We start from the raw sequence: 25582 nt of genomic DNA on the forward strand, positions 1-25582 counted from the left end.
TCACTCATGCGCTCGCCTATGTTCTCGATGCGAACGACCGTTCAGAACGGTGCACGCAGTTGTCACCCGACCGAAAGCCGGGTCCGTCCCTCGCGAACGAGTCACGTACCACGCAGCGCGTCCCGCCGTCCGGGACGGCACCACGTCCCACCCTCCGGGACACGAACGAAGGAGTTCCTGATGCGACGACGAATGATCCTCGCGTCACTCACCTCGCTGGCTCTGGTCGCCGCGTGCTCCGGCGGTGAGACCTCGGGCGGATCCGAGGGCGGCGAGAGTCCCGACGGCGGCGGTGAGCTCACCCCGGTGCGGGTCGGTTCGCTGCCCATCGTCGACACCGCGGCGATCCACCTCGGCGTGGATCAGGGCATCTTCGCCGACCACGGGCTGGAGGTCGACCTCCAGCTCGCCCAGGGCGGTGCCGCCGTCGTCCCGGCGGTCGTCAGCGGCGACTACCAGTTCGGCTTCTCCAACGTGCCATCGCTCCTCGTCGCCTCCTCGCAGGGTCTGCCGCTGCAGATCGTGGCGTCGGGGAACTCGACCAGCGGCGACCCGGACGCGGACATCGGCGGCGTCCTGACCTCCCCGGACTCCGGCATCTCCGCCCCGGCCGACCTCGAGGGCCGCACGGTCGCCGTGAACACGCTGAACAACATCGGCGACGTGACGATCAGCGAGGTCGTCGCGCAGGACGGCGGGGACCCGGACGCCGTGGAGTTCGTCGAGATGGCCTTCCCGGACATGCCGGCCGCGCTGTCCTCCGGCCAGGTGGACGCCATCTGGGTCCTGGAGCCGTTCTTCAGCATCGCCAAGGGAGACGGCGCCCAGGTGGTGATGCACAACTTCGCCGAGGTCGACCCCGACATGATGGTCGCCGCCTACTTCACCACCGGCCAGTACGCCGAAGAGAACCCCGAGGTCGTGGAGCAGTTCACGGCCGCGATGGAGGAATCCCTCGCCTACGCGCAGGACAACCCGGAGGAGGCCCGAGCCATCCTGTCCAGCTACACCGAGATCGACCCGGCGGTCACGGAGACGATGACCATGCCGCAGTTCCCGGCCGAGATCAACGCCGACTCCGTGCAGCAGATGGCGGACCTCGCCATCGAGTACGGGCTCGTCGAGCAGGAGGTCGACGTGGAGGCGTTGCTGCCGTGAGTGCCGCCGTCGCAGCCCCGACCTCAGTCCGGCGCAGTCGTCGCAGCGGCTCGGGCGGCACCCAGCGCGCCGTGCTCGGGCTCGCCGGAGTCGTCTGCCTGGTCCTGGCCATCGAGATCCTCCCGCGGGCGGAAGTCGTGGACCCACGGTTCATGCCGCCGTTCAGCGAGATCTGCGTCGCGCTCGTGGAGCGCCTCGGCACGTCCGAGTTCTGGCTCGCGCTGTGGGACACGATCACCACGTGGGCGATCGGGCTGACCATCGCGATGGTCGCCGGGATCGTCCTGGGCATCCTCATCGGCTCGATCACGCTGCTGCGCGAGGCGACGGCGTCGACCATCGAGTTCCTCCGTCCGATCCCGTCGGTGGCGCTCATCCCGGTCGCCGTGCTCCTGTTCGGCACCGACCGGGAGGGCACGCTCCTGCTCGTCGTGTACGCCTCCTTCTGGCAGGTGCTCATCCAGGTCCTCTACGGCGTGCAGGACGTCGACCCGGTGGCGCGGGACACCGCGCGGACCTACCGGTTCTCGACCTGGACCCAGGCGCGGACCGTCATCTGGCCCACCGCCCTTCCCTACGTGGTCACCGGATTCCGCCTGGCCGCGACCGTGGCGCTGATCCTCACCGTGACCGGTGAGCTCCTCATCAGCACCCCGGGGCTGGGCAACATCCTCGGTGTCGCCCAGTCCTCGGGCGCCGTGGCCTCCATGTACGCGCTCGTCATCGTGATCGGCCTGCTCGGCGTCGTCGTGAATCTCGCGACCCGCGCCCTGGAGCGCCGCATCCTGCGGTGGCATCCCTCCGTCAGACGGGAGACAGCCTCATGAGCTCGACCGCCGCGACCACAGTCGGCGCGGTCCGGCGTGCCCGCCGCGGCTCGCTGGTGCGCCGCGTCCTGACGGTGCTGGGGCTGCCCGTGGTCCTCCTGCTCGCCTGGTGGTTCCTGTCCGCCGGCAGCGAGAACTACTACGCACCGCCGCTGCAGACGATCGTCGAGGCCTTCCCGTCCACGTGGTTCGAGGGGCGGCTCACGGCGGACGTGCTGCCGTCGGTGTACCGGCTGCTCGTCGGGTACGCGGCGGCGCTCGTCGTCGGCATCGCGCTCGGCGTGGCGATCGGCCTCTCCCCCAGGCTGCGGGCGTTCTGCGAGCCGCCCCTGGAGTTCTTCCGGGCGATCCCGCCGCCGGTGATGATCCCGATCCTCATGCTGTTCCTCGGGATCTACACCCCGATGAAGATCTTCGTCATCGCCACCGGCTGCCTGTGGCCGATCCTGCTGAACACCATCGAGGGCGTCCGGGCGATCGACGAGGTCCTGCGGGACACCTCCTCGGTGTACCGGCTCCGCAGGATCACCGTGCTGCGCACCCTGATCCTGCGTGGCGCGTCCCCGCAGATCGTCACCGGGGCCCGGCAGGCGCTCTCCGTCGGGATCATCCTCATGGTGATCTCGGAGATGTTCGCCGCCAGCAACGGCCTCGGCTTCACCATCGTGCAGTTCCAGCGCTCGTTCGCGATCCCGCAGATGTGGACCGGCATCATCCTGCTCGGTCTCGTGGGCGTCGTGCTCTCGCTCATCTTCCGGGCCGTCGAGCGACCGGTCCTCGCCTGGTACCACGGGCTGCGCCAGTCCCAACGAGGAGGCAACCGATGACCACCACCGCCACGACCCAGCCCTCGGGCCGCCCGGCACCCGGCGCGGAGATGCTCGAGGTCGCCGGGCTGAACAAGACGTACCACTCGGCCCAGGGCGACGTGGAGGCGATCCGCGACCTCACCTTCTCCGTGCGGGCCGGTGAGATGGTCTGCATCGTCGGCCCCTCCGGCGCGGGCAAGACCACGCTGCTGCGGTGCCTGTCCGGCCTGCTCCCGCCGTCGGGCGGCACCGTGACGCTCGAGGGGCAGCAGGTCACCGGCCCACCCAAGGGCATGGCGATGGTCTTCCAGGAGTACGCCCGGTCCCTCTTCCCCTGGCTGACGGTGGCGCAGAACGTCGAGCTGCCGCTCAAGGAGAAGGGCCTGTCGAAGTCCGAGCGCGGACCCAAGGTCCAGGAGGCCATCGACGCCGTCGGACTCGGCGACGTCCCGGACTCCTACCCGTGGCAGCTCTCCGGCGGCATGCAGCAGCGCGTCGCCATCGCCCGGGCGGTGGCGTACGAGCCGCACATCCTGCTCATGGACGAGCCGTTCGCCGCCGTCGACGCGCAGACACGGGCCGACCTCGAGGACCTGGTGCGGGACCTGTGGAAGCGCCTCGGGCTGACGCTGCTGTTCGTCACCCACGACATCGACGAGTCCGTCTACCTCGGGCAGCGGGTGGTCGTCCTGTCCCACCGGCCGACGGTGATCATGGAGGACGTCCAGATCAACCTGCCCGACGAGCGTGACCAGCTCACAACCCGCTCGGACCCGGAGTTCGCGCGCCACCGCAAGCATGTGTACGAGCTGGTGCAGAAGGCCAAGAAGGGCGAGCGGCCGGACGCCGACGCGACGGCCGTGGCACACAGGGCCGGCCGGGACTCATGACCACCGAACGGGTCCAGGTCGCCATCCTCGGCGCGGGCCCGGCGGGACTGCTGCTCTCCCACCTGCTGCACCTCGCCGGGGTCCGCTCCGTCGTGGTCGAGGCGCGTGACCAGGAGTACGTGCAGGCGCGGGTGCGCGCCGGCGTCGTCGAGCACGGAGCGGCGGAGATCCTGCGGGAGGCGGGGGTCGGCGACGGGCTGGACCGGGAGGGGCTGCCGCACGACGGCATCGAGCTCCGGTTCGACGGCGAGGGCCACCGCATCCCGATGGCCGACCTCACCGGCCGGCACATCACCGTCTACGGGCAGCAGAAGGTGGTGCGCGACCTCACAGAGCGTCGCCTCGCCGACGGCGGAGACGTGCGGTTCGCGTGCGGACCGGCCCAGGTCCACGACGTCGACGGCCCCGAGCCGTCCGTCACCTACGAGGTGGGCGGCGTCGGGCAGCGCATCGTGGCGGACTTCGTGGTCGGCTGCGACGGCGCGCACGGCGCAGGGCGGGTCGCCCTCGGCGCGGCGCCGGTCGAGAAGGAGTACCCGTTCGCGTGGCTCGGCATCCTCGCGCACGCGGCGCCGCGGATCACCGAGCTCGTCTACGCCAACCACGAGCGCGGGTTCGCGCTGTACTCGATGCGCTCGAACGAGGTGTCCCGGCTCTACCTGCAGGTGCCCGCTTCCGACCGGTTGGAGGACTGGCCGGACGACCGCATCTGGGAGGAGCTCGCGGTGCGCTTCAGCCTCGGCGGCGAGCCGTGGGAACCCACTCGTGGCGAGATCTTCGAGCGGTCCCTGGCGCCGCTGCACAGCTACGTGGGCGAACCGATGCAGCGCGGCCGGCTCTTCCTCGCCGGCGACGCGGCGCACATCGTGCCGCCGACCGGCGCGAAGGGCATGAACCTGGCCATCCGGGACGTCTCGCTGCTCGCACCGGCCCTGGCGGCCCAGCTGCGCGACGGCGAGGAGTCCGGGCTGCGGACCTACTCCGAGCGGGCCCTGCGGGACGTGTGGCGCGCCGAGTACTTCTCCTGGTGGATGACGACGATGCTCCACCGCTTCGAGGGCGACGCGTTCGACCGGCGGGTGCAGACCGCGCAGCTGCGCAGCGTGGTCACCTCGCAGGCGCACTCGACCGCGCTGGCCGAGGCGTACGTGGGTTGAGGGGGGAACGATGACGGAGGCGAGCAGCAGCACCGCGGCGGCGGCCGGCCGGTCGGCGGGGTACGTGCAGTCGCTCGAGCGCGGGCTGGCGGTGATCCGGGCGTTCGACGCCGAGCACCCGCGGCTGACCCTGAGCGACGTGGCGCGGCGGACCGGCCTGACCCGAGCGGCCGCGCGCCGGTTCCTGCACACGCTGGTGGACATCGGGTACGTCGACGCCGACGGTCGGCTCTTCACGCTGCGGCCGCGCGTGCTGGAGCTCGGCTACGCCTACCTCTCCGCGCTCGGGCTGCCCGACATCGCCCGACCGCACCTGGAACGGCTCGCCGCCGTCCTCGGGGAGTCCGCGTCCGCGTCCGTGCTCGACGGCACGGACATCACTTACGTGGCCCGCGTGGCCGCGCAGCGGATCATGAGCGTGGACCTCGGGGTGGGCACACGGCTGCCGGCCTACGCCACCTCGATGGGCCGGGTGCTGCTGGCGGGCCTGCCCGAGGCGGAGCTGGAGGACCATCTCGGCGATCTGGCGCCGCTCACCCGGTACACGATCACCGAGCGGTCCCACCTGCTCGCCGAGCTCGAGCGGGTCCGGGAGCAGGGCTGGTCGATCGTCGACGAGGAGCTCGAGGAGGGCCTGCGATCCATGGCGGCGCCGGTCCGGGACCGGACCGGCGCGGTGGTGGCCGCCGTGAACGTCTCGACGGCTGCGCGCCGGGGCTCGGTGACCACCATGGTCGACGACGTCCTCCCCCACCTGCGCGAGGCGGCCACGGCGATCACCGACGACCTCGCCGCGAGCCGTTGACCGAGGGGCCGTCAGGGCAGGCTGGACCCTCGGGGCAGGCCGGGCCGTCGGGGCGCTGCACCGGCCTCGCCGCACTTGTCCTCGCGGTCGTGCTGGTCGGTCTCAACCTCCGCGCGCCGATCGTCGGCGTGCCGCCGCTCATCCCGGCGATCTCGGCCGACCTCGGACTGACCCCGACGGCGGCCGGGCTGCTGACCTCGCTGCCGGTGCTGTGCTTCGCCCTCGTCTCGCCCCTGGTCGCACCGCTCGCCCGCCGGCTCGGTCCGGACGGTGCGCTCGTCGCGGCGCTGGGGCTGCTCGCGCTGGCGACGGCGCTCCGGCCCTGGGGCACCGGCGTCGTGCTGCTGGTGGGGACGGCGCTGGTGGGTGTCGCGATCACGGTGGGGAACGTCGTCGTGCCCGTGCTGGTCAGGCGCGACGCGGGACGGCGAGCTCCGGCGGTGATGGCGGCCTCGACCAGCGCGTTCGGGGTGGGGGTCGCGCTCTCCGTGGCGAGCGCCGTGCCGGTCGCGGACCAGATCGGCTGGCGGGGCACCGTGACCCTGCTCGCGGCGCCGGTCGTGGTGGCCCTCGCGGTCTGGGTGGCGCGTCTGCGGAAGGCCCGCGGGGGCGCCGTCCTGGCCCCGGCGGGCGGGTCACGAACCGGGGTGTGGCGCGAGGTCGACGCGTGGTGGCTCGCCGTGTTCTTCGGGATGCAGGCGTGCCTCTTCTACAGCACGAGCACGTGGCTGCCGGCGCAGCTGGACCAGGACGCGGGCCTCGGGGAGGCGCTGGCCGGTACGGCGGCGTCGGTGTTCCACCTCGTGGGGATCGCCGGGACCCTCGCGGTGCCGCTCGCCATGCGGCTGCTGCGTGGCGGCGTGGGCGCCGGCGTCACGTTCGGCGTGATGTGGATGATCTTCTTCGCCGGCCTCGCGCTGGCACCGGGCCTGTGGCCGGTCTGGATGGTGGTGGGCGGCCTTGCGCAGGGCGCGGGGATCGGGCTCGGCCTGACCCTGATCGCGATCCGGCCGGTGGACGCCGACTACGGCCGCGGACTGTCCGCCATGGTGCAGACCGTGGGGTACGCCTTCGCCGCGACGGGCCCCGTGGTCCTCGGGTGGGTGCACGGCGCGACCGGCAGCTGGCCGCTGGTGTCCTGGCTCTGCGTCGGCGTCGGGCTGGTGATGTGCGTCGCGGCCGTGCGGGCCGGTCAGGGACGCCCCATCGGGACGCGCGCCGCCGTCGGACCGTAGCCTCGTGGGTGAGCCGCCGGGCAGGCGGCCGTACACGAATGGGCCGCCGACGGGCGGCCGGGACGACGAGGAGGTCGTATGGACGAGAGTCTCGAGCACGCCGTCGAACGCGTGGGCAACCCGGTCGAGCTGCTGCGGAACCTCGAGTATCCGGCGTTCACGTTCCCGATCGCGCCGGAGTTCTCCAACTGGCGGTCCGAGCAGCGGTCGTGGCGGGAGACGGCGGCCCTGTTCGACCAGTCGCACCACATGACCGACTTCTTCATGTCCGGCGACGGGCTGATCGAGCTCCTCGAGGGGCTGGCGGTCAACACGTTCTCCAACTTCCGGCCGGGCGTGGCGAAGCAGCTCGTGGCGGTGAACCACGACGGCTACGTCATCGGCGACGGGATCCTGTTCCACCTGGGCGACCGGCTCGACCTGGTCGGGCACCACATCCTCTCGGACTGGGTGCGATACACCATCGAGCGGTCCGGCCTGGACATCACCACCCACCTGGACGGCAACTCGGCCGTGCGCTCCGGCGACCCGGTCTTCTACCGTTACGAGCTGCAGGGACCGCGGGCGAACGACGTCGTGGAGAAGCTGATCGGCGAGCCGGTCCCCTCGGTGAAGTTCTTCCACATCCACGAGTTCCGGTTCGCGGGCACCACCGTGCGCGGGCTTCGGCACGGGATGGCCGGCGAGCCCGGGTTCGAGTTCTTCGGGCCGTACGCGGAGGGCGAGCGGGTCCGCAGCGCGATCCTCGAGGCCGGTGCGGAGTTCGGCGTCCTGCCGGTGGGTGCGAAGGGCTACTCGAGCACGCCGTTGGAGTCCGGCTGGATCCCGACGCCGTTCCCGGCGATCTTCGGCGAGCCGTTCCACGCGTACCGCGAGTGGCTCCCGCTGGCCCGGGTCGGGTCGCTCGGCGGGTCGATGTACTCCACGAGCATCGAGGACTACTACCTGACGCCGTACGACATCGGGCTGGGCCGGGTGGTGAGCTTCGACCACGACTTCGTGGGCAAGGACGCGCTCCAGCGGATGGCGGACCGTCCCAGCAACCGCAAGGTCACGCTGATCTGGGACGCCGACGACGTCGCGTCGGTGGTGCGCTCGCAGGTGACGCCGGGCACACCGGCCAAGTTCCTCGACTTCCCGAAGTCCCGGTACGCCTTCTACCAGTTCGACGCCGTCCTCGACGGAGACCGTCAGGTGGGGATCTCGACGGACTCGGGCTACGTCACCTACGACCAGCAGTACATGTCCCTGGCGTCGATCGACGGCGCGTACCAGGACGGGCAGCAGGTCGAGGTGCTGTGGGGCGAGGACCCGGTCTCGCGCAAGCCGCAGGTCGAACCGCACCGGCAGGTCCGGATCCGGGCCACGATCGCGCCGGCGCCGTACCACGACTTCGTCCGGACGACGTACCGGGCGAACGCGCCGGGCTGACACACAATCCTCCGGCGAGGGCCCGTCTAGGCACACGAGCCCTCCGGCCGGCGGGGCCGGCGCCGGATCCGCGATGCCCTGCCGACATGCCGCCAGCCTCCATGTCAGTGGGTCGCACTAGAGTCGATCACATGTTCGAGAGACGTGGTGGCGACGACGGCGCCGGAAGGGCTGCCCGGCCCGCGGTCGATGACGCCGCCCCGGCCGCCACGACCGTCCTCGAGCTGGCCCTGCTGGGACTGTTGCTCGACGCCCGTGCCGCGTCCGCCCCGCACACCGGCGCGCGCCGTGCGGTCACCGTCGACCTCGTGCGCGCCACTCCGACGCTTCTCACCCACCGCGCCACCACGGGCAAGGCCTCGTCCGGCACGTGCGAGCCGGCGCAACCGGCACCGTCCACCACCGAGGCGGACGCGTCCGAGGCATCGAAGCCGTCCGAGCCGCCTGAGCCGTCCGACGGCCCCGACGGCCCCGACGGCACCGACGTCCTCTGCTCCGACGAGCTGACCGGCGCGGCGGACCTGGTGGGCCTGGAGCTGGCCACCGCGTTGGCAAACACGGACATCGACACGCTCGACGCCGGTTCCGCGGTGGACGCGGTGCACCTCTGGGGCAAGGTCACCGCGTGGGCAGACGCCATGCAGGGCCGCGCCGCGGCCCGGTTGGAGCACTGCCTCCAGGATCTCTACGGGCTGCCCGAGCCGGCGGCGCCCCGGCGCACGACTGCGGACCCCGGCTCGCGCGTCTCTGCTACGCCGATGGCCTCGACCGAGGTCTCAATGCGTCTCGGGATCACGCGGCAGGCCGCGGCGACCATGGTCCGCACGGGGATGCTTCTCGACGGACCGCTGGCGGCCACCGGCGAGGCACTCGAGGAGGGCCGGATCACGCCGCGCAAGGCCCAGATCATCGCCGGCGCGCTCGACGGACTGCCCCTGCCCGTCGTCCACGAGGTGGAGGACGCGGTGCTCCCCGAGGCCGACCGCCGCACACCGCCCCAGCTCGCGAAGGACGTGGCCGAGGCCGTCAGCACGAGCGACCCGGAGTCGGCCACCGAACGTCACGCGGCCGCGCGCCGCAACCGTCGGGTCAGCCACCCGCGGGCCCTGCCGGACGGCATGGCCACCATGTCGGCGACGTTGCCCGCCCAGGACGCCGTCGCGCTCGACGCGGCGCTCGAGGCCGCCGCCGTCACGGCCAGACAGGAATCCGGCGAGACCCGCACGACCGACCAGCTACGGGCCGACATCCTCGCCAGCGTGGGGACGAACGCGCTCGCCACCGGGTGGCTCGGTACACCCGGCGTCGGTACACCCGGCGACGGGCAGCTCCAGCTCCCCTGGTCCGACGGTTCCGGCGAACCCGACGGCGATCACTCACCCGACCATGCCGGCCCACCCGACGGACCGGACACGGCAGACGGCGACCTGAGTGCTGCCGGGTGCACGGCCGCCGCGGACCAGCCGGCCACGAGCGACGCGGCCGAAGGAGAGCAGGCCGGACGGGACCGGGCCTCCGCACCACCGCGGCCCGGCTGGCGCCTCGGTCGCGTCGGAGGCGTGCCCGTCCATGTCAACGTCACCGTTCCGCTCAGCACCCTGATGGGTGGCGACGAGTCCGGCCACCTCGACGGGTACGGCCCGATCGACCCGGCCACCAGCCGAGCCATCATCGCCACCGGTGACGCGACGCTCCGGCGGCTGGTCACCGACCCGCTGAGCGACACGGTCCTCGACGTCGGCCGCACCAGTTACCGGCCGCCCGCGAACCTAGCCAAGTTGATCCGTGCGCGCGATGGGACGTGCGTGCGCCCGGGGTGCAATGTCCGGGCCACCGCTTGCGAGCTCGACCACACCATTCCGTTCAGCCACGGTGGACCCACCGCCGTGTGGAACCTCGGTGCCCTGTGCGCGACCGACCATCGGCAGAAGACGCTCGGCCGGTTCCGCGTCACCCAGCACCCGGGCGGGATCTTCGACTGGTCCTCACCGACCGGGCACACCTATCGACGCGAACGTGGCGGCACCATCACGCACGCCGGTCCAGGAACGACGCTGCCACCCACCCCGGCGCCGTCGTCTCCGGCGCCAGCCTGCGGGGACGACATGTCCGGCGGCGCGGCGTGCGGCACGCCCGGACTCGACCCTGACGATCCGCCGTTCTGAGCACGCTGACCACACCAAGCCCGGTCACACCGGCCAGCCGCGGCGTCGCCGTGAAACTCGCCGTCAGATGACGTTTCGCGAGCTCAGCCCCGCGCTGCGCGGGCAACAGCGCCACCGCGCAGCACCGCGAGCTCAGCCGCCGCGGCGCTCCCGCAGCGCGGACAGGGCCTCTTCGAGCAGGGCGGCGCCGTCCTCGTCCGAGCGACGCTCCTTCACGTACGCCAGGTGTGTCTTGTACGGCTCGTTCTTGGGCGGGAGCGGCGGGTTCTCCTGGTCCTGGCCGGCCGGCAGGCCACAGCGCGGACAGTCCCACTCGTCCGGGATCACGATGTCCGGCTCCTTGGCGAAGCTCGGCCGGACCTCGTGGCCGTTCGAGCACCAGTAGCTCACGAAGACGCGAGGGGCGGACTCGCCTCGCTCTGACTCGCCCATCGGACCCGCGCCGACGCGCGATCCGCGGATAGCACTTCCCCCAGCCACGTGCACTCCCTCAGACGTCGAACTTCTGGATCAGACCGAGCAGCGAGACCGTGATCACCCAGACCGTCGCGAGGCTGATGGTGATCCAGTTGAGGTTCCGCTCCGCGACCCCGGACGAGCCGACCGAGCTGGTCAGGCCCCCGCCGAACATGTCCGACAGCCCGCCGCCCTTGCCCTTGTGCATGAGGATGGTCAGGACCATCAGGGCACTCGCGATGACCAGGAGAACCTGCAGTCCGATCCGGAGTATGTCCAAGGGTCAGTTCCTCACCTTGCGCTGGTTCGGCCGTCCGTCCGGCACGGCCACGAACCAGGATAGGCGATGGCGTCACGTGCTCGTCCCGAACCACGCGGGCCTGGGCGAGCTGCCCGCGGCGTCAGAGGCCGACCTGGTGGTTCCGGTAGCGGGCGATGGACGCGAACTCCTCGACCTTCAGGCTCGCACCGCCCACCAGCGCGCCGTCGACGTCGCCCTGGGCCATGATCGAGGCCACGTTCGCGGACTTCACCGAGCCGCCGTACAGCACCCGAACCGTCTGGGCCACGCCGTCGTCGTAGAGCTCGGCGAGCCGGCCGCGGATCGCCGCGCAGACTTCCTGCGCGTCCTCGGGGGTCGCGACCTCACCGGTGCCGATCGCCCAGACCGGCTCGTACGCGATCACCGTCTTGGCCGCCTGCTCGGCGTCGAGGCCCTCGTAGGCGCCGTCGACCTGGGCGAGCGTGTACGCCACGTGCTCGCCGGCCTTGCGCACCTCCAGACCCTCGCCGACGCAGATGATCGGCGTCATGCCGGCCCCGAGCGTCGCCGTGGTCTTGGCGGCGACGAGCGCGTCGTCCTCGGCGTGGTACTGGCGCCGCTCACTGTGACCGACGACGACGTAGCTCGCGCCGAGCTTGGCGAGCATCGCCGCCGAGATCTCACCGGTGTACGCCCCGGAGGCATGCGCCGAGACGTCCTGGGCGCCGTACTTCAGGTCCAGCTTGTCCCCGTCCACCAGCGTCTGCACGGACCGGATGTCCGTGAACGGCGGGAGCACGACAACCTCGACGGCGGCGTAGTCGTGCTTGGCGTCCTCCAGCGTCCAGGCGAGCTTCTGGACGAACGCGATGGCCTCGTGGTGGTCGAGGTTCATCTTCCAGTTGCCCGCCATGAGCGGGGTGCGCGTGGTGGCCATCAGTCCTCCAAGACCTGGATGCCCGGCAGCGTCTTGCCCTCGAGGAACTCGAGCGAGGCGCCGCCGCCGGTGGAGATGTGCGAGAACGTCGTCTCGTCGAAGCCGAGCTGACGCACGGCCGCGGCCGAGTCGCCGCCACCGACGATGGTGAAGCCCTCCGCCTCGGACATCGCGCGGGCCACCGCCCGCGTCCCGTCCGCGAACGCCTCGATCTCGAAGACGCCCATCGGGCCGTTCCACACGATCGTCCTGGCGTCGGCGAGCTTGGCCGCGAACTCCTCCTGCGCGGCGGGCCCGATGTCCAGGCCCATCTGGTCCGCCGGCATCCCGTCGGCGGGCACCACCGTGGTGGGTGCGTCGGCGGAGACCGCCGGGGCGACGACGATGTCCGAGGGCAGGACGATCTCGACGCCCTTCTCCTGGGCCTGGGTGAGGTAGCCCTTGACCGCCTCGATCTGGTCCTCCTCCAGCAGCGAGGATCCGACGTCGTAGCCCTTGGCGGCGAGGAACGTGAACACCATCCCGCCACCGATGAGCAGCCGGTCGGCCTTGTCGAGCAGGTTCGCGATCACGCCGAGCTTGTCGGAGACCTTGGCCCCGCCGAGGACCACCGCATACGGCCGCTCCGGGTCCTCGGTGGCGCGGGACAGGGACTCGATCTCGGTGAGGACGAGCTTCCCGGCGGCGTGTGGCAGCCGCTCCGCCACGTCGTACACGGACGCCTGCTTGCGGTGCACGACGCCGAACCCGTCGGAGACGAACGCATCGGCCAAGGCGGCCAGCTCGTCCGCCAGAGCACCTCGCTCGCCCTCGTCCTTCGACGTCTCGCGGGCGTCGAACCGCACGTTCTCCAGCAGCGCGACCGAGGAGTCCGCGAGCCCGTCGACGACGGCGCGGGCATCCTCTCCGACGACGTCCTTGGCCAGCGCCACCTCGGTGCCCAGCAGCTCGCCGAGCCGCGCCGCCACCGGGGCGAGGGAGTACTTCGGGTCCGGTGCGCCCTTCGGACGTCCGAGGTGTGCCGTGACAACGACGCGGGCGCCGCCGGCGAGCAGCTCCTGCAGCGTGGGCAGGGCGGCACGGATGCGGCCGTCGTCGGTGATCGTCGCGCCGTCGAGCGGGACGTTGAAGTCGGAGCGCACCAATACACGCTTGCCGCGCAGGTCGCCCAGGTCCTGGATGGTCTTCACGGGTTGCTCCTCAGCTCAGGGCCCACAGCTCACGAACGGACGCCCGCGTGCGCTTCGGCGCACGCGGGCGTCGACGTGGTGCTCTCAGAGACGCGCACCGACGTACTCGGCCAGCTTGACCAGCGAGTTGGAGTAGCCGTACTCGTTGTCGTACCAGGAGACGCACTTCACCTGGTCGTCGATGACCTTCGTCAGGCCCGCGTCGAAGATGCTCTGGAACGGGTTGCCGGCGATGTCGGCGGAGACGATCGGGTCCTCGGTGTAGGCGAGCACGCCCTTCATCGAGCCCTCGGACGCCCTCTTCATCGCCGCGTTCACCTCCTCGACCGTCACCGACCTGCTGGCCGTGAAGGTCAGGTCGGTCGCCGAGCCGGTCGGCGTCGGCACACGCAGGGCGTAGCCGTCCAGCTTGCCCTTCAGCTCCGGCAGCACCAGGGAGACGGCCTTCGCCGCACCCGTGGAGGTCGGGATGATGCTCAGGGCGGCGGCCCGTGCACGGCGAAGGTCCTTGTGCGGCCCGTCCTGCAGGTTCTGGTCGGCCGTGTAGGCGTGGACCGTCGTCATGAGGCCGCGGACGATTCCGAACTCGTCGTTCAGCACCTTCGCCATGGGGGCCAGGCAGTTGGTGGTGCAGGACGCGTTCGAGATGACGTGGTGGTTCGCCGGGTCGTAGTCGGTGTGGTTCACGCCGACGACGAACGTCGCGTCCTCGTTCTTCGCGGGCGCCGAGATGATGACCTTCTTGGCGCCGCCGTCGATGTGGGCCTTGGCGGCGGTGGCGTCGGTGAATCGACCGGTCGACTCGATGACGATGTCGGCGCCGAGGTCGCCCCAGGGCAGCTTGGCCGGGTCGCGCTCCTCGAGCGCCTTGAAGGACTGTCCCCCCACGGTGATGGAGTCCTCCGTGAAGGAGACGTCCTCCTTCAGCGGGCCGAACACCGAGTCGTACTTCAGCAGGTGCGCAAGAGTCTTGTTGTCGGTGAGGTCGTTGACACCCACGAGCTGGATGTCCGCCCCCGAGGCCAGCACAGCGCGGGTGAAGTTGCGCCCGATGCGGCCGAAGCCGTTGATGCCGACGCGGATGGTCACAGTTTCCTCCTGGAGTGCGCCGGTCGGGCGCACGCAGTCGTCTGATGTCGTCAGCACCCGAGGGTGCTCCCGGTCGGTGGCAGGAGTGCGGTGCGACCGCGATGCCGCTGCCCCGGACCGGCAGATGCGAGTCTACCCACGCGCGCGCGAGCCACCAGGCGAGGTCCGGCCTTGTGTCAGGGCCTTCTCACAGGTCGAGCATGTCGGCCGTGAGCGACGCCTCGGTGTCGGGCACGCCGAGCTCGTGCGCGCGCCGGTCGGCCATGGCCAGCAGGCGACGGATCCGTCCGGCGACGGCGTCCTTCGTCAGCGGCGGCTGGGACAGCTGTCCGAGCTCCTCGAGGCTCGCCTGCTTGTGCTCCAGTCGCAGCCGGCCGGCCTCCACCAGGTGCTCCGGGACGTCATCGCCGAGGATCTCGAACGCCCGCTCCACCCGGGCACCCGCGGCGACGGCGGCGCGGGCCGAGCGCCGCAGGTTCGCGTCGTCGAAGTTCGCGAGCCGGTTGGCGGTGCCGCGCACCTCCCGGCGCATGCGCCGCTCCTCCCACACCAGCACGGCGTCGTGGGCGCCCATGCGGGTGAGCATGGCCGAGATGGCGTCGCCGTCCCGGATCACCACCCGGTCCACCCCGCGGACCTCGCGGGCCTTCGCCGCGACGTTCATCCGGCGGGCAGCGCCGACGAGGGCGAGCGCCGCCTCCGGCCCGGGGCAGGTGATCTCCAGCGAGCTGGACCGACCGGGCTCGGTGAGCGAACCGTGTGCCAGGAAGGCGCCTCGCCAGGCCGCCGTCGCCTCGGCGACGCCGGCCGAGACCACCTGCGGCGGAAGCCCGCGGACCGGGCGTCCGCGGTTGTCCAGCAGCCCGGTCTGCCGGGCCAGCGACTCCCCGTCCCGGATCACGCGCACCACATACCGGTTGCCGCGCCGGAGTCCCCCGCCGGAGACGACGATCACGTCGGACTGGTGGCCGTAGACGTCGAACATCGTCTGGCGCAGCCGCCTGGCGGCCACGCCCGCGTCCAGCTCCGCCTCGACCACGATGCGGCCCGAGATGATGTGCAGCCCACCGGCGAACCGGAGGGTGGCAGCCACCTCGGCCTTGCGTGCGGAGATCTTGTCCACGTGGACCCTGGCGAGCTCGTCTTTCACGGCGGACGTCAGCGACATGCCGGACATCTTCGCACCCATCACCGGTTCCCCCTTCCCGCGCGGCTCGGTCCGACGTCCCCCAGCACGCCCTCGAAGGCGTCACGGTAGGCCGCGGCCAGCCGCAGCGGGTCGTGCCGTGGGGTTCCGTCCCCCACCCTGATCTGTCGCAGCAGGACGCGTGCCCCCAGCGAGGCCGCCGCGTCCGCCAGGTCGTCGAGATCCTCGACCGCGCTCGGGTCCGCGAGCACGACGTCGATCCGGAAGTCGGGCGCTGTCTGCGCGAGCGTGCGGACGTGGTCCGCCGTGGTCATCCCGTCTGTCTCGCCGACCTGGGGCGAGAGGTTCACGGTGAGCGCGCGCCGCGCGGGCGTGGTGTGCAGGGCGTCGCCGAGCTCGGGGACGTACAGGTGCGGGATCACAGACGTGTACCAGGAGCCCGGGCCGAGCACGACCCACTCGGCCTCCCGTACGGCCGCGACGGCCTGCGGGCAGGCCGGCGGGGAGTCGGGCAGCAGCCGGATCTCCTCGATGCGTCCGGGCTCGACGGCGACGGCGGACTGCCCGCGCACCGTGTGGATCCCGCTCGCGGAATGGACGTCCGCCTCGATCTCGAGCGGGACGGCCGCCATCGGCAGCACGCGACCGTGGACCCCGAGCAGGCGCCCGACCATGTCGAGGCCCGCGACCTCGTCCCCGAGGATCTCCCACAGGGCGACGATGAGGAGATTCCCGACGGCGTGCTTGTCGAGCTGGCCCTCGGTGGCGAACCGGTGCTGGAGCACGTCGCGCCAGAGGAGCCCCCAGTCGCCGTCGTCGCACAGCGCGGACAGCGCCATGCGCAGGTCGCCCGGCGGGAGGACGCCGAGCTCCTCGCGGAGCCGGCCGGACGATCCGCCGTCGTCCGCGACGGTGACGACGGCGGTCAGCTGCTTCGTCAGGTGCCGCAGGGCGCCGAGGGTCGCCGCGAGCCCGTGGCCACCCCCCAGGGCGACCACCGCGGGACCCGCCGGCTGCCGACGCACCGACGGCGGAAGCTCGGCGGGAACGGTCATTCGCGCCCCATGTCCCGGTGCAGCGTCCGCACGGAGTGCCCGCGGTCCCTCAGGCGCTGGGCGAACGCCTCAGCCATCGCGACCGACCGGTGCTTGCCGCCCGTGCAGCCGACGGCGATCGTCACGAACGGCTTGAGCTCGTTCACGTACCCGTCCAGGACGGGGGCGAGCGTGTCCACGTAGTGGTCGGCGAACGCGGTCGCGCCGTCCTGCCCGAGCACGTAGTCCGACACCGCCTCGTCCTGTCCGGTGAGGTGGCGGAGCTCGTTCACCCAGTACGGGTTCGCCAGGAATCGGACGTCGACCACGTGGTCCGCGTCCAGCGGGAGGCCGTACTTGAACCCGAACGAGACCAGCGTGAGCCGCAGCCGCTGGTCGGTCCCGCTCCCGGCGACCACGTCCCGGACCTTCCGGGCGAGATCGTGCACGGACAGGTCGGTGGTGTCGATGAGGACGTCTGCGCGGCGGCGCAGGTGGGTGAGCATCGCGCGTTCCTCGGCGATGCCGTCCAGCAGCCGCCCGTCGCCCTGCAGCGGATGCGGCCGGCGGACCGACTCGTACCGCCGGACGAGCTCGGAGTCCGCCGCGTCCAGGAACACGATGCGGTACTCGGTCCCCTGCGCCCGGAGCTGGTCGAGCACGTCGATCAGCTCGGCGAAGAACGTTCGGGAGCGGACGTCGACGACGGCGGCCAGGCGGTGCACGCCGCCCTCGCCCGGGCTCATCATCCGCGCCATGGTCGCCAGCAGCCGCGGCGGCAGGTTGTCGACCACGTACCAGTCCAGGTCCTCCAGCGCGGCCGCGGTGCGGGACCGGCCGGCCCCCGACATGCCCGTGATGATGAGCAGCTCGGGTGGATCGTTCGGCGGGAGGGTGGTGCTCTCGTCGAGGACGGGGATGCCCTCGGGAACGGTCGGTGGTCCGCCGTCGTCGAGTGTCCGTGCGTCGGACCCAGAGTCCGTTCTGTTCATCGTCTCAGGATGCCAGGTCGCCCGTGGCGCGCGCCCCGGTCGCACTGTCCCTTTCGGCAGTGTCATGGTCCGCGCCGCTGCCCGCGTCGCCGTCGGTCGGCTGCTCGCCAGCCGCGCTCGTGGCACCGAGCGCCTCGAGCACGGCCTGCGCGGTGCGCGGACCCATGCCCTTGACGGCCGCGACCTCCTCGAGCGGAGCGGCCTTGATGTTCTTCACCGAGCCGAACCGCTTCAGCAGGGCGGCCTGCCGGGCCGGCCCGAGGCCCGGGACGTCGTCGAGGACCGACCGAGTCATGGCCTTGCCGCGGCGCGCCCGGTGGTGCGTGATGGCGAACCGGTGCGACTCGTCGCGCAGGTGCTGCAGCAAGTACAGGGCGGGCGAGGTCCGCGGCAGCACCACCGGGAAGTCCTCGCCGGGCAGCCAGACCTCCTCCAGCCGCTTGGCCAGGCCGACCACCGCGACCTCGTCGACGCCGAGGTCGTCCAGCACGCGCTGCGCCGCAGCGACCTGCGGCTGCCCACCGTCGACGACGACCAGCTGCGGGGGGTAGGCGAACTTGCGGGCCCGTCCCGTCGTGGGGTCGACCGGACCTGTGCGCAGCGGCACACCGTCGTCGTCCACACCGGCGACGGCATCGGAGCCCTCGGACGTCGCCGCCGCCTCCTCGCTGGTCGCCGCGACGTCACGCTCGGCCACGTAGCGGCTGAAACGCCTACGCAGCACCTCGTCCATCGCGGCGGTGTCGTCCGCCGCTCCGTCCCCGTGCTCACCCCGCACCACGAACTGGCGGTACTCGGACTTCTTCGGCAGTCCGTCCTCGAAGACCACCATCGAGCCGACCTGGTGGGAGCCCTGGATGTGGGAGATGTCGTAGCACTCGATCCGCAGCGGTGACTCCTCGAGATCCAGCGCCTCCTGCAGCTCGGAGAGGGCCTGGGATCGGCTCGTCAGGTCGCCGGCACGCCGGGTCTTGTGCAGGTTGAGAGCCTGCTCGGCGTTGGTGCGGACGGTCTCGGCTAGGGCCCGCTTGTCACCGCGCTGCGGGACGCGGATGCTCACCTTCGAACCCCGCTGCCCGGTCAGCCAGGCGCTCATGCCGGCGACGTCGGGCGGCAGGTGCGGCACGAGGATCTCCCGCGGCACGGTCGTCGTGGGGTTGTCGCCGTAGACCTGTTGCAGCAGGTGCTCGACGAGCCCGGCCTCGTCGACGTCCTCGACGCGCTCCACGACCCAGCCGCGCTGACCGCGGATCCGGCCGCCGCGGACGTGGAAGACCTGGACGCTCGCCTCGAGCTCGTCCGCGGCGAGGCCGAAGACGTCGGCGTCCGTCCGGTCCGGGAGCACGACCGCGTTCTTCTCGACCACGCGCCTCAGGGCCGCGGCGTCGTCCCGCAGCCGGGCGGCGGTCTCGTAGTCCTGGGCGGCGGCCGCGGCCCTCATCTCCCGTTCGACCCGCTTGAGGTGCGGTCCGGTCTCGCCCTCCATGAAGTCGCAGAACTGCTCGGCGAGAGCGCGGTGGTCCTCCGGCGAGATGCGCCCGACGCACGGCGCCGAGCACTTGTCGATGTAGCCGAGCAGACACGGGCGCCCGGAGGACTGGGCACGCCGGTACACGCCCGGTGAGCAGGTGCGCACCGGGAAGACGCGCAGCAGCTGGTCGACCGTCTCCCGGATCGCCCAGGCGTGGCTGTACGGCCCGAAGTACCGGGTGCCACGCCGCTTCGCGCCGCGCATCACCTGGGCACGGGGGATCTCCTCCCCCATGGTCACCGCGAGGAACGGGTAGGACTTGTCGTCGCGGTACTTGATGTTGAACCGCGGGTCGAACTCCTTGATCCAGGCGTACTCCAGCGCGAGGGACTCCACCTCGGTGCTGACCACGGTCCACTCGACCGACGCCGCCGTGGTGACCATCTGCTGCGTCCGCGGGTGAAGCGCCGTGAGGTCCTGGAAGTAGGACGCGAGCCGGCTCCGGAGACTCTTCGCCTTGCCGACGTAGATGACACGGCCGTGCTGGTCGCGGAACCGGTAGACCCCTGGCCGGTCGGGCACCTCGCCCGGTCTCGGACGGTACGTGGACGGGTCGGCCATACGTCGAGGTTACGTCAGGGTGCCGACGTGCCGCGGGCCCTGCCCTCAGCCGGTGGGCAGCGGCACGGCGACCGGCTCGACGTGCACCGGGAACCCGACGGAGCGGGCCAGGTGGTTGTGGTCGCGCGCCTCCTGGTGGAGCCGCGCGGCGAGCTCCTCGGTGACGCCCGGGTCCGCGTACGTCACGTGCGGACGCAGCACGACCTCGACGAACGGGCCCGACCCGGCACCCTCGACCCGCTGGGTCCCGGTCGCCTTGTCCGAGTACCCCACCACGACGACGTCGCGCTTCGCCGCGGTGCGCAGGAACCACAGCATCTGGGCCTGGGACAGGGACCCGACGAACAGCTCCTCGGCGCGGTACCGGCTCACGTCGGTGCGCACCTTCAGGTCCGACGTCGCGAGCAGCGTGGGCTTGCCCTCGACGCGCACCTCGTGGTCCCGCGAGTAGCTGGTGTAGCTCGCGGTCCCGCGCTCGTCCGCCCCGGTCCAGTCGACGTTGACGTTGTAGGTCTGGAGAGCACCCATGACGCAACGGTAGCGACTGGCCGGCTCGCACGCGCCAGGGCCGGCCGCGAGTCGCCGACGGCGCTACGAGCGCGGCACCTCGCTCGACGGCCACGTGGTCTCGTGGAAGCGCAGGTACGCGAACCGGGCCGTGACCTCGGGCCTCGCACCTCCCTGCGAGACCAGCCCGATCCGTGGCGCCTCCCCCGGCTCGAACGTCCAGACGGCACCCCAGGTCCAGCTCTCCCCGTCGTGACTCGTGGCCGCCCGGTACAGGTGCTCGCCGTCGGCGTTCAGGTGATGGGCGATCCGGAGCCACGTCTGGTCCCGGCCCGGCCGGCCGACGATGGACCCGCCGTAGGACAGGTCGTCCGCCTCGGGCCGCTCGCGTCCGAACTCGACCTGCCGGGTGCCGCCGATGGCGACCTTGCTGAGCCGGGCGAAGTCGTCGTCGTCCCGGTAGACGACCAGTCCGGCCTGCTGGAAGTTCTGCTCCTCCCGCACGTCCAGGTCGAGCTCGAGCCGCGTCTCGACCATCCAGTCCTCGTCGCTCGGCGCATCGCGCAGCAGCACCCCGGCCGGATTCTCCGGGCCGACGAGCTCCCCTTCCTCGACCGGCCAGCTCAGCGCGCCGCCGGAGACGCGGGCGTCCGCGTTCTGCCGGACCCAGCTCCAGCCCTCGAGGTCCGTCGAGTCGAAATCCTCGGTGAGGATCTCGGCGCCCGGCTCCGGCACGGGCACCGTCTCGGTCGCCTCGACCGCGGGCTCCGCCACGGTGAGGTTGTCGAGCACCGCTCCGCCTCCGCGGAGCCGAACCGGTGCGCTCGGCAGGTCGAGGCCGCCGCGCGTCACGCGGACCTCGGCGGCCGGATCGCTCAGGTCGGACTCGGAGACCTGCGCCAGCACCTCGGGCCCGTCGACCTCGAGCACGAGGGTCTGCCACGCGGGTGCGACGGCGTACCGGTCCGTCACGACCTCGGTGGCCCGCCCGCTCGTGGTCGCCACCGCGAGCGTCCCCGCTCGGGGGTCCACCGTCGCGACGACGGAGTCGCGACGTGCTCCCAGCGTCACCGAGACGGGCCGGTCGAGCCGGGTCACGTCGAGCCGGACGCGGACTCGGCCCTCCGGTGCGCGTGCGGCTGTCCGGGCGCTGCCGTGCAGACGCGCGGTCTCGCCACCCAGCGGGTCCGCCGGTCCGGCGACCAGTCCCCGGGTGCCGCCGGCCGCCGGGTCGTCGGAGACGATGCCCAGGGCCGACTCCGTCACCGGCGGCACCTGCGGTCCCGCGGACGGGCCGGCCCCGGCGCGGACCCGGGGCCAGCCGTCGATCCAGTCGATCGGGTCGATCAGCGTGGGCCGCCGGTTCACGCCGAACGGCTCCTCGAGCCACGGCCGGCCGCGGTCGATGCCGTGGTAGACCATCCAGTCACGGCCGGTCACGTCGGTCGCGACCGCGTGGTGGCCGACGCCGATGAACTCGTTCCCGTTCTGGTGGATGACGTTGGTGCCGCCGACGTAGGGATCCAGCAGGCTCTGGCCGGTGTCGTCGACGAACGGACCGAGCGGGGACCTCGAACGTCCGGACGAGACGGTGTACCCGGTGGTCGGGCCCGCGCAGCAGTTGGCCGAGGAGCCCATGAAGTAGTACCAGTCGTCGTGCCGCACCACGTAGCCGCCCTCGTACCGGTCGCCGACCGTGAGGCGAGTGTGCTCGCCGGTGACGCTCAGGCCGTCGTCACTGACCTCGGCACCCCAGAACCCGCCGTCGTAGGCACCGAAGTACAGGTAGTTCTGACCGTCGGCGTCGGTGAAGCCGGCCGGGTCGATGGTGCCGACGAATCCCTCGCCCTCCTCCCGCGGCCGCGGCTCGACGATCGGCTCGGGCGCGACGGTGAACGGGCCTTCCGGCCGGGGCGAGGTCGCCACGCCGATCGCCGTGTCCGGCCCGTCGTTGAGCACCGTGTCGGTCACGGTGAAGTACAGGACGTACCGGCCGTCGACGTAGCGGATGTCGGGCGCCCACAGCAGGGCGTCCTGGGCTGCGTAGCCCGGCTTGTCCGACTCGTCGAAGATCGTGCCGAGGTACTCCCAGTCGACCCAGTCCCGGGTGCGGGCCATGTGCATGAGGCCGAAGTCGCCCCCGGAGACGAGCGGGTCGGCGGTGGCGTAGACGTACCACCAGCCGTCCTTGCCCTGGATCACCGCGGGGTCGGCGTACGTGTCCGAGAAGCCGTCCGTCACCGGGTTCTCGTACGTCACCCGGGTCTCGGGGTCGCCGGGCGCGGCACCCGCGGGCGTCGCGGCGAGCAGCAGCAGGACGGCAAGCAGCGGCGCGAGGGAGCGGCGCACGCGTCTGGGCAGCGGGCGGTGCGGGACCATCATCGGAAGACCTCTCGGACAGCGTCGTCTGGGCCGTCGCCGAGCCTCGCAAATCGATTACAGAACGTCAAGGCACGCGGCGTCCGCCGCCGTCGGTGGCATCGCGGACGCCTCGGGTGCCGCGCCGCGGATCGCGGCGCCGGATCCCGCCGTCAGACTGCGGCAGCCGTGACCGGCTCGAAGGTCTCCGCCAGGAACTGGCCGGTGTACGACTCCCCGACGCGGGCGACCTGCTCGGGGGTACCGGTCGCCACGACGGTCCCTCCCCCGTTGCCGCCCTCGGGCCCCATGTCGATGATCCAGTCGGCGCTCTTGATCACGTCGAGGTTGTGCTCGATGACGATCACCGTGTTCCCCTTCTCGACCAGGCCGTCGAGCACCATGAGGAGCTTACGGATGTCCTCGAAGTGCAGGCCGGTCGTCGGCTCGTCGAGGACGTACACGGTGCGGCCGTTGGAGCGCTTCTGCAGCTCGGACGCCAGCTTGACGCGCTGCGCCTCACCGCCCGACAGCGTGGGTGCGGGCTGGCCGAGCCGGACGTATCCGAGACCGACGTCCACCAGGGTGCGCAGGTGCCGGGTGATCGCCGGCACGGCGGCGAAGAAGTCCGCGGCCTCCTCGATGGGCATGTCGAGCACCTCGGCGACGGTCTTCCCCTTGAAGTGGACCTCGAGGGTCTCCCGGTTGTACCGGGCGCCGTGGCAGACCTCGCACGGTACGTAGACGTCCGGGAGGAAGTTCATCTCGATCTTGATGGTGCCGTCGCCCTTGCAGGCCTCGCAGCGGCCGCCCTTGACGTTGAAGGAGAACCGGCCGGGCCCGTAGCCACGGATCTTCGACTCCGTGGTCTCGGCGAACAGCTTGCGGACGTGGTCCCACACGCCCGTGTAGGTGGCCGGGTTGGACCGTGGCGTGCGCCCGATGGGCGACTGGTCCACGTGCACGACCTTGTCCAGCTGGTCCAGACCTGTCACGCGCTTGTGCCGGCCGGGGACGTTCCGGGACCGGTTCAGCTCGTTCGCCAGCGCCCGGTAGAGGATGTGGTTCACCAGGGTCGACTTGCCGGAGCCGGAGACCCCGGTGACCGCGGTGAACGTGCCGAGCGGGAAGTCGACGGTGATGTCCTGGAGGTTGTTCTCGCGCGCCCCCACGACGGTGACCTTGCGCTTCTTGTCCACCGGACGGCGCATCGTGGGGGTCGGGATCTCACGGCGCCGGGAGAGGTAGGCGCCGGTCACCGACTCCTCGACCTCGAGCAGCCCGGGGAGCTTCCCGGAGTGCACGACCTTGCCGCCGTGCTCCCCCGCCCCGGGACCGATGTCCACGACCCAGTCGGCCGTGCGGATCGTGTCCTCGTCGTGCTCGACGACGATGAGCGTGTTGCCGAGGTCCCGCAGCCGGGTGAGGGTCTCGATCAGCCGCCGGTTGTCGCGCTGGTGCAGGCCGATGCTGGGCTCGTCGAGCACGTACAGCACTCCGACCAGGCCGGAGCCGATCTGCGTGGCGAGGCGGATGCGCTGGGCCTCGCCGCCGGAGAGGGTCGCCGCGGCCCGGGACATCGTCAGGTAGTCGAGGCCGACGTCGAGCAGGAAGCCGAGCCGGGCGTGGATCTCCTTGAGGACCTGACCGGCGATGGCCGCCTCGCGCGTCCCGAGCGTGAGGCCGTCGAGGTACGCCTTGGCATCCGCGATAGACAGGTCGCACAGCTCGGCGATGCTGAGCCGCCCGACCCGCACGGCCAGCACCTCGGGCTTGAGGCGGGCACCGTCGCAGACCGGGCACGGGATCTCCCGCATGTAGCCCTCGTACCGCTCCCGGGACCAGTCGGACTCGGTCTCGGCGTGCTTCCGCTTGACGAAGTCGACGACACCCTCGAAGCCCGAGGTGTAGGCGCGCTCCCGGCCCCACCGGTTCCGGTACCGGACACGCACCTCGTAGTCCTTGCCGTGCAGCACGGCGTCCTTGGCCCGCTTCGGCAGCTGCCGCCACGGCACCTCCACGGAGAAGTTCAGCTGGTCACCGAGGGCGGTCAGCTGGCGGACGAAATAGTCGCCCTGCGCCGCCCACGGGGCGATGGCCCCCTCCGCGAGGCTGAGCTCCTCGTCCGGGACCACGAGGTCCGGGTCCACCTCGAGGCGGGTTCCCAGACCCGTGCACTCCGGGCACGCGCCGTACGGAGCGTTGAAGGAGAACGTGCGTGGCTCGATCTCGTCGAGCGCGAGGGGATGGTCGTTCGGACACGCGCGCTTCTCGGAGAAGCGCCGGACGCGCTCCGGGTCGTCCGCGTCCAGGTCGACGAGCTCCGCGAGCAGCACACCGTCCGCCAGCCGCAGCGCGGTCTCGACGGAGTCCGTGACGCGCTGACGGACCTTCTCGCGGACCACGAGCCGGTCCACGACGACCTCGATGTCGTGCTTGAGCTTCTTCTCCAGGGCCGGTGGCTCGGTCAGCTGGACGACCTCGCCGTCGACCCGGGCGCGCGCGAAGCCCTGGCTCTGCAGCTCCCGGAAGACGTCGGCGTACTCACCCTTGCGGCCCCGCACCACGGGAGCGAGCACCTGGAACCGGGTGCCCTCCGGCATCTCCAGGAGCCGGTCGACGATCTGCTGCGGGGTCTGTGCGGTCACCCGCTCGCCGCAGACCGGGCAGTACTGCGTACCGGCGCGCGAGTAGAGCAGTCGCAGGTAGTCGTAGACCTCGGTGATCGTGCCCACGGTGGAACGCGGGTTGCGGTTCGTCGACTTCTGGTCGATCGACACAGCCGGCGACAGCCCTTCGATGAAGTCGACGTCGGGCTTGTCCATCTGGCCGAGGAACTGCCGCGCGTAGGAGCTCAACGACTCCACGTACCGCCGCTGCCCCTCGGCGAAGATCGTGTCGAAAGCCAGTGACGACTTGCCCGACCCGGACAGCCCGGTGAAGACGATGAGCTGGTCGCGTGGGAGCTCGACGCTGATGTTGCGGAGGTTGTGCTCGCGCGCGCCACGCACGAGTAGCTGGTCGCTCACCCGGCGATGATA

Annotated in this window: 21 protein-coding genes; 9 read left to right on the forward strand and 12 right to left on the reverse strand. The window is 71.6% G+C overall.

Annotated elements, in window-relative coordinates:
• Window positions 1-180 precede the first annotated feature (180 nt).
• The 9 genes from ACFQQL_RS16530 to ACFQQL_RS16570 all read left to right on the forward strand — a co-directional run bounded on the left by ACFQQL_RS16530 (window position 181) and on the right by ACFQQL_RS16570 (window position 10477).
• The gene (locus ACFQQL_RS16530; protein ID WP_382396262.1) at window positions 181-1158 is read left to right on the forward strand and encodes an ABC transporter substrate-binding protein; all 978 of its coding nucleotides are present in this window, start codon (window positions 181-183) and stop codon (window positions 1156-1158) included.
• Window positions 1155-1985: an ABC transporter permease gene (locus ACFQQL_RS16535; RefSeq protein WP_382396263.1), complete on the forward strand. Its 831-nt coding sequence runs from the start codon at window positions 1155-1157 to the stop codon at window positions 1983-1985. The genes ACFQQL_RS16530 and ACFQQL_RS16535 overlap by 4 nt, the downstream gene beginning before the upstream one ends.
• The gene (locus ACFQQL_RS16540) at window positions 1982-2812 is read left to right on the forward strand and encodes an ABC transporter permease (protein WP_382396264.1); all 831 of its coding nucleotides are present in this window, start codon (window positions 1982-1984) and stop codon (window positions 2810-2812) included. The genes ACFQQL_RS16535 and ACFQQL_RS16540 overlap by 4 nt, the downstream gene beginning before the upstream one ends.
• Window positions 2809-3684 carry an ABC transporter ATP-binding protein gene (locus ACFQQL_RS16545; RefSeq protein WP_382396265.1) on the forward strand — a complete coding sequence of 292 codons (876 nt, stop codon included), beginning with the start codon at window positions 2809-2811 and terminating at the stop codon, window positions 3682-3684. The genes ACFQQL_RS16540 and ACFQQL_RS16545 overlap by 4 nt, the downstream gene beginning before the upstream one ends.
• Entirely contained in the window at window positions 3681-4841 is a 1161-nt protein-coding gene (locus ACFQQL_RS16550; protein WP_382396266.1) for a 4-hydroxybenzoate 3-monooxygenase, read from the forward strand. The genes ACFQQL_RS16545 and ACFQQL_RS16550 overlap by 4 nt, the downstream gene beginning before the upstream one ends.
• A 10-nt stretch (window positions 4842-4851) precedes the next feature.
• On the forward strand, window positions 4852-5646 hold the full coding sequence (locus tag ACFQQL_RS16555) for an IclR family transcriptional regulator domain-containing protein (RefSeq protein ID WP_382396267.1): 795 nt from the start codon (window positions 4852-4854) through the stop codon (window positions 5644-5646).
• 89 nt (window positions 5647-5735) lie between these two features.
• A complete protein-coding gene (locus tag ACFQQL_RS16560) occupies window positions 5736-6881 on the forward strand; it encodes an MFS transporter (protein ID WP_382396268.1) in 1146 nt (381 codons plus the stop codon).
• A gap of 78 nt (window positions 6882-6959) precedes the next feature.
• Window positions 6960-8312, forward strand: a complete 1353-nt coding sequence (locus ACFQQL_RS16565) for an aminomethyl transferase family protein (protein WP_382396269.1) — start codon at window positions 6960-6962, stop codon at window positions 8310-8312.
• A 131-nt stretch (window positions 8313-8443) separates the two neighbouring features.
• On the forward strand, window positions 8444-10477 hold the full coding sequence (locus ACFQQL_RS16570) for an HNH endonuclease signature motif containing protein (RefSeq protein ID WP_382396270.1): 2034 nt from the start codon (window positions 8444-8446) through the stop codon (window positions 10475-10477).
• Window positions 10478-10609: 132 nt separating this feature from the next.
• Here ACFQQL_RS16570 and ACFQQL_RS16575 read toward each other — a convergent pair whose 3' ends face one another.
• The 12 genes from ACFQQL_RS16575 to uvrA all read right to left on the reverse strand — a co-directional run bounded on the left by ACFQQL_RS16575 (window position 10610) and on the right by uvrA (window position 25570).
• Window positions 10610-10957: an RNA polymerase-binding protein RbpA gene (locus ACFQQL_RS16575; protein WP_382396271.1), complete on the reverse strand. Its 348-nt coding sequence runs from the start codon at window positions 10955-10957 to the stop codon at window positions 10610-10612.
• Between the two features lie 10 nt (window positions 10958-10967).
• Window positions 10968-11213 (reverse strand): preprotein translocase subunit SecG, encoded by a 246-nt coding sequence (gene secG / locus ACFQQL_RS16580; RefSeq protein ID WP_382396272.1) that lies wholly within the window; start codon window positions 11211-11213, stop codon window positions 10968-10970.
• Window positions 11214-11334: 121 nt separating this feature from the next.
• On the reverse strand, window positions 11335-12132 hold the full coding sequence (tpiA, locus tag ACFQQL_RS16585) for a triose-phosphate isomerase (RefSeq protein ID WP_382396273.1): 798 nt from the start codon (window positions 12130-12132) through the stop codon (window positions 11335-11337).
• Window positions 12132-13322 carry a phosphoglycerate kinase gene (locus ACFQQL_RS16590; RefSeq protein WP_382396274.1) on the reverse strand — a complete coding sequence of 397 codons (1191 nt, stop codon included), beginning with the start codon at window positions 13320-13322 and terminating at the stop codon, window positions 12132-12134. Before ACFQQL_RS16590 ends, tpiA begins: the two co-directional genes overlap by 1 nt.
• Before the next feature lie 84 nt (window positions 13323-13406).
• On the reverse strand, window positions 13407-14411 hold the full coding sequence (gene gap / locus ACFQQL_RS16595) for a type I glyceraldehyde-3-phosphate dehydrogenase (RefSeq protein ID WP_382396275.1): 1005 nt from the start codon (window positions 14409-14411) through the stop codon (window positions 13407-13409).
• Between the two features lie 187 nt (window positions 14412-14598).
• Window positions 14599-15579 (reverse strand): DNA-binding protein WhiA, encoded by a 981-nt coding sequence (gene whiA, locus ACFQQL_RS16600; RefSeq protein WP_382396276.1) that lies wholly within the window; start codon window positions 15577-15579, stop codon window positions 14599-14601.
• Window positions 15580-15599: 20 nt separating this feature from the next.
• Window positions 15600-16613: a gluconeogenesis factor YvcK family protein gene (locus ACFQQL_RS16605; protein ID WP_382396277.1), complete on the reverse strand. Its 1014-nt coding sequence runs from the start codon at window positions 16611-16613 to the stop codon at window positions 15600-15602.
• A complete protein-coding gene (gene rapZ / locus ACFQQL_RS16610) occupies window positions 16610-17584 on the reverse strand; it encodes an RNase adapter RapZ (protein WP_382396278.1) in 975 nt (324 codons plus the stop codon). Before rapZ ends, ACFQQL_RS16605 begins: the two co-directional genes overlap by 4 nt.
• Window positions 17585-17588: 4 nt before the next feature.
• Complete coding sequence (gene uvrC / locus ACFQQL_RS16615) at window positions 17589-19676, reverse strand: excinuclease ABC subunit UvrC (RefSeq protein ID WP_382396279.1); 2088 nt, start codon at window positions 19674-19676, stop codon at window positions 17589-17591.
• 45 nt (window positions 19677-19721) lie between these two features.
• Window positions 19722-20204 (reverse strand): OsmC family protein, encoded by a 483-nt coding sequence (locus ACFQQL_RS16620; RefSeq protein WP_382396280.1) that lies wholly within the window; start codon window positions 20202-20204, stop codon window positions 19722-19724.
• Window positions 20205-20267: 63 nt separating this feature from the next.
• Window positions 20268-22565, reverse strand: coding sequence for a glycoside hydrolase family 43 protein (locus ACFQQL_RS16625; RefSeq protein WP_382396281.1), 2298 nt, complete (start codon window positions 22563-22565; stop codon window positions 20268-20270).
• A 149-nt stretch (window positions 22566-22714) separates the two neighbouring features.
• Window positions 22715-25570: an excinuclease ABC subunit UvrA gene (uvrA, locus tag ACFQQL_RS16630; RefSeq protein WP_382396282.1), complete on the reverse strand. Its 2856-nt coding sequence runs from the start codon at window positions 25568-25570 to the stop codon at window positions 22715-22717.
• Between the last annotated feature and the right edge of the window lie 12 nt (window positions 25571-25582).

Origin of the sequence: Georgenia alba (assembly GCF_042665525.1) — a bacterium.
Lineage (GTDB): Bacteria > Actinomycetota > Actinomycetes > Actinomycetales > Actinomycetaceae > Allobogoriella > Allobogoriella alba.

Bases quoted from the DNA above. Each gene is read 5' to 3' on its own strand.
- ACFQQL_RS16530 (WP_382396262.1), top strand. From the start codon at position 181: ATGCGACGACGAATGATCCTCGCGTCACTCACCTCGCTGGCTCTGGTC.
- ACFQQL_RS16540 (WP_382396264.1), top strand. From the start codon at position 1,982: ATGAGCTCGACCGCCGCGACCACAGTCGGCGCGGTCCGGCGTGCCCGC.
- ACFQQL_RS16545 (WP_382396265.1), top strand. From the start codon at position 2,809: ATGACCACCACCGCCACGACCCAGCCCTCGGGCCGCCCGGCACCCGGC.
- ACFQQL_RS16550 (WP_382396266.1), top strand. From the start codon at position 3,681: ATGACCACCGAACGGGTCCAGGTCGCCATCCTCGGCGCGGGCCCGGCG.
- ACFQQL_RS16555 (WP_382396267.1), top strand. From the start codon at position 4,852: ATGACGGAGGCGAGCAGCAGCACCGCGGCGGCGGCCGGCCGGTCGGCG.
- ACFQQL_RS16565 (WP_382396269.1), top strand. From the start codon at position 6,960: ATGGACGAGAGTCTCGAGCACGCCGTCGAACGCGTGGGCAACCCGGTC.
- ACFQQL_RS16570 (WP_382396270.1), top strand. From the start codon at position 8,444: ATGTTCGAGAGACGTGGTGGCGACGACGGCGCCGGAAGGGCTGCCCGG.
- tpiA (WP_382396273.1), bottom strand. From the start codon at position 12,132: ATGGCCACCACGCGCACCCCGCTCATGGCGGGCAACTGGAAGATGAAC.
- whiA (WP_382396276.1), bottom strand. From the start codon at position 15,579: ATGTCGCTGACGTCCGCCGTGAAAGACGAGCTCGCCAGGGTCCACGTG.
- ACFQQL_RS16605 (WP_382396277.1), bottom strand. From the start codon at position 16,613: ATGACCGTTCCCGCCGAGCTTCCGCCGTCGGTGCGTCGGCAGCCGGCG.
- rapZ (WP_382396278.1), bottom strand. From the start codon at position 17,584: ATGAACAGAACGGACTCTGGGTCCGACGCACGGACACTCGACGACGGC.
- uvrC (WP_382396279.1), bottom strand. From the start codon at position 19,676: ATGGCCGACCCGTCCACGTACCGTCCGAGACCGGGCGAGGTGCCCGAC.
- ACFQQL_RS16620 (WP_382396280.1), bottom strand. From the start codon at position 20,204: ATGGGTGCTCTCCAGACCTACAACGTCAACGTCGACTGGACCGGGGCG.
- ACFQQL_RS16625 (WP_382396281.1), bottom strand. From the start codon at position 22,565: ATGATGGTCCCGCACCGCCCGCTGCCCAGACGCGTGCGCCGCTCCCTC.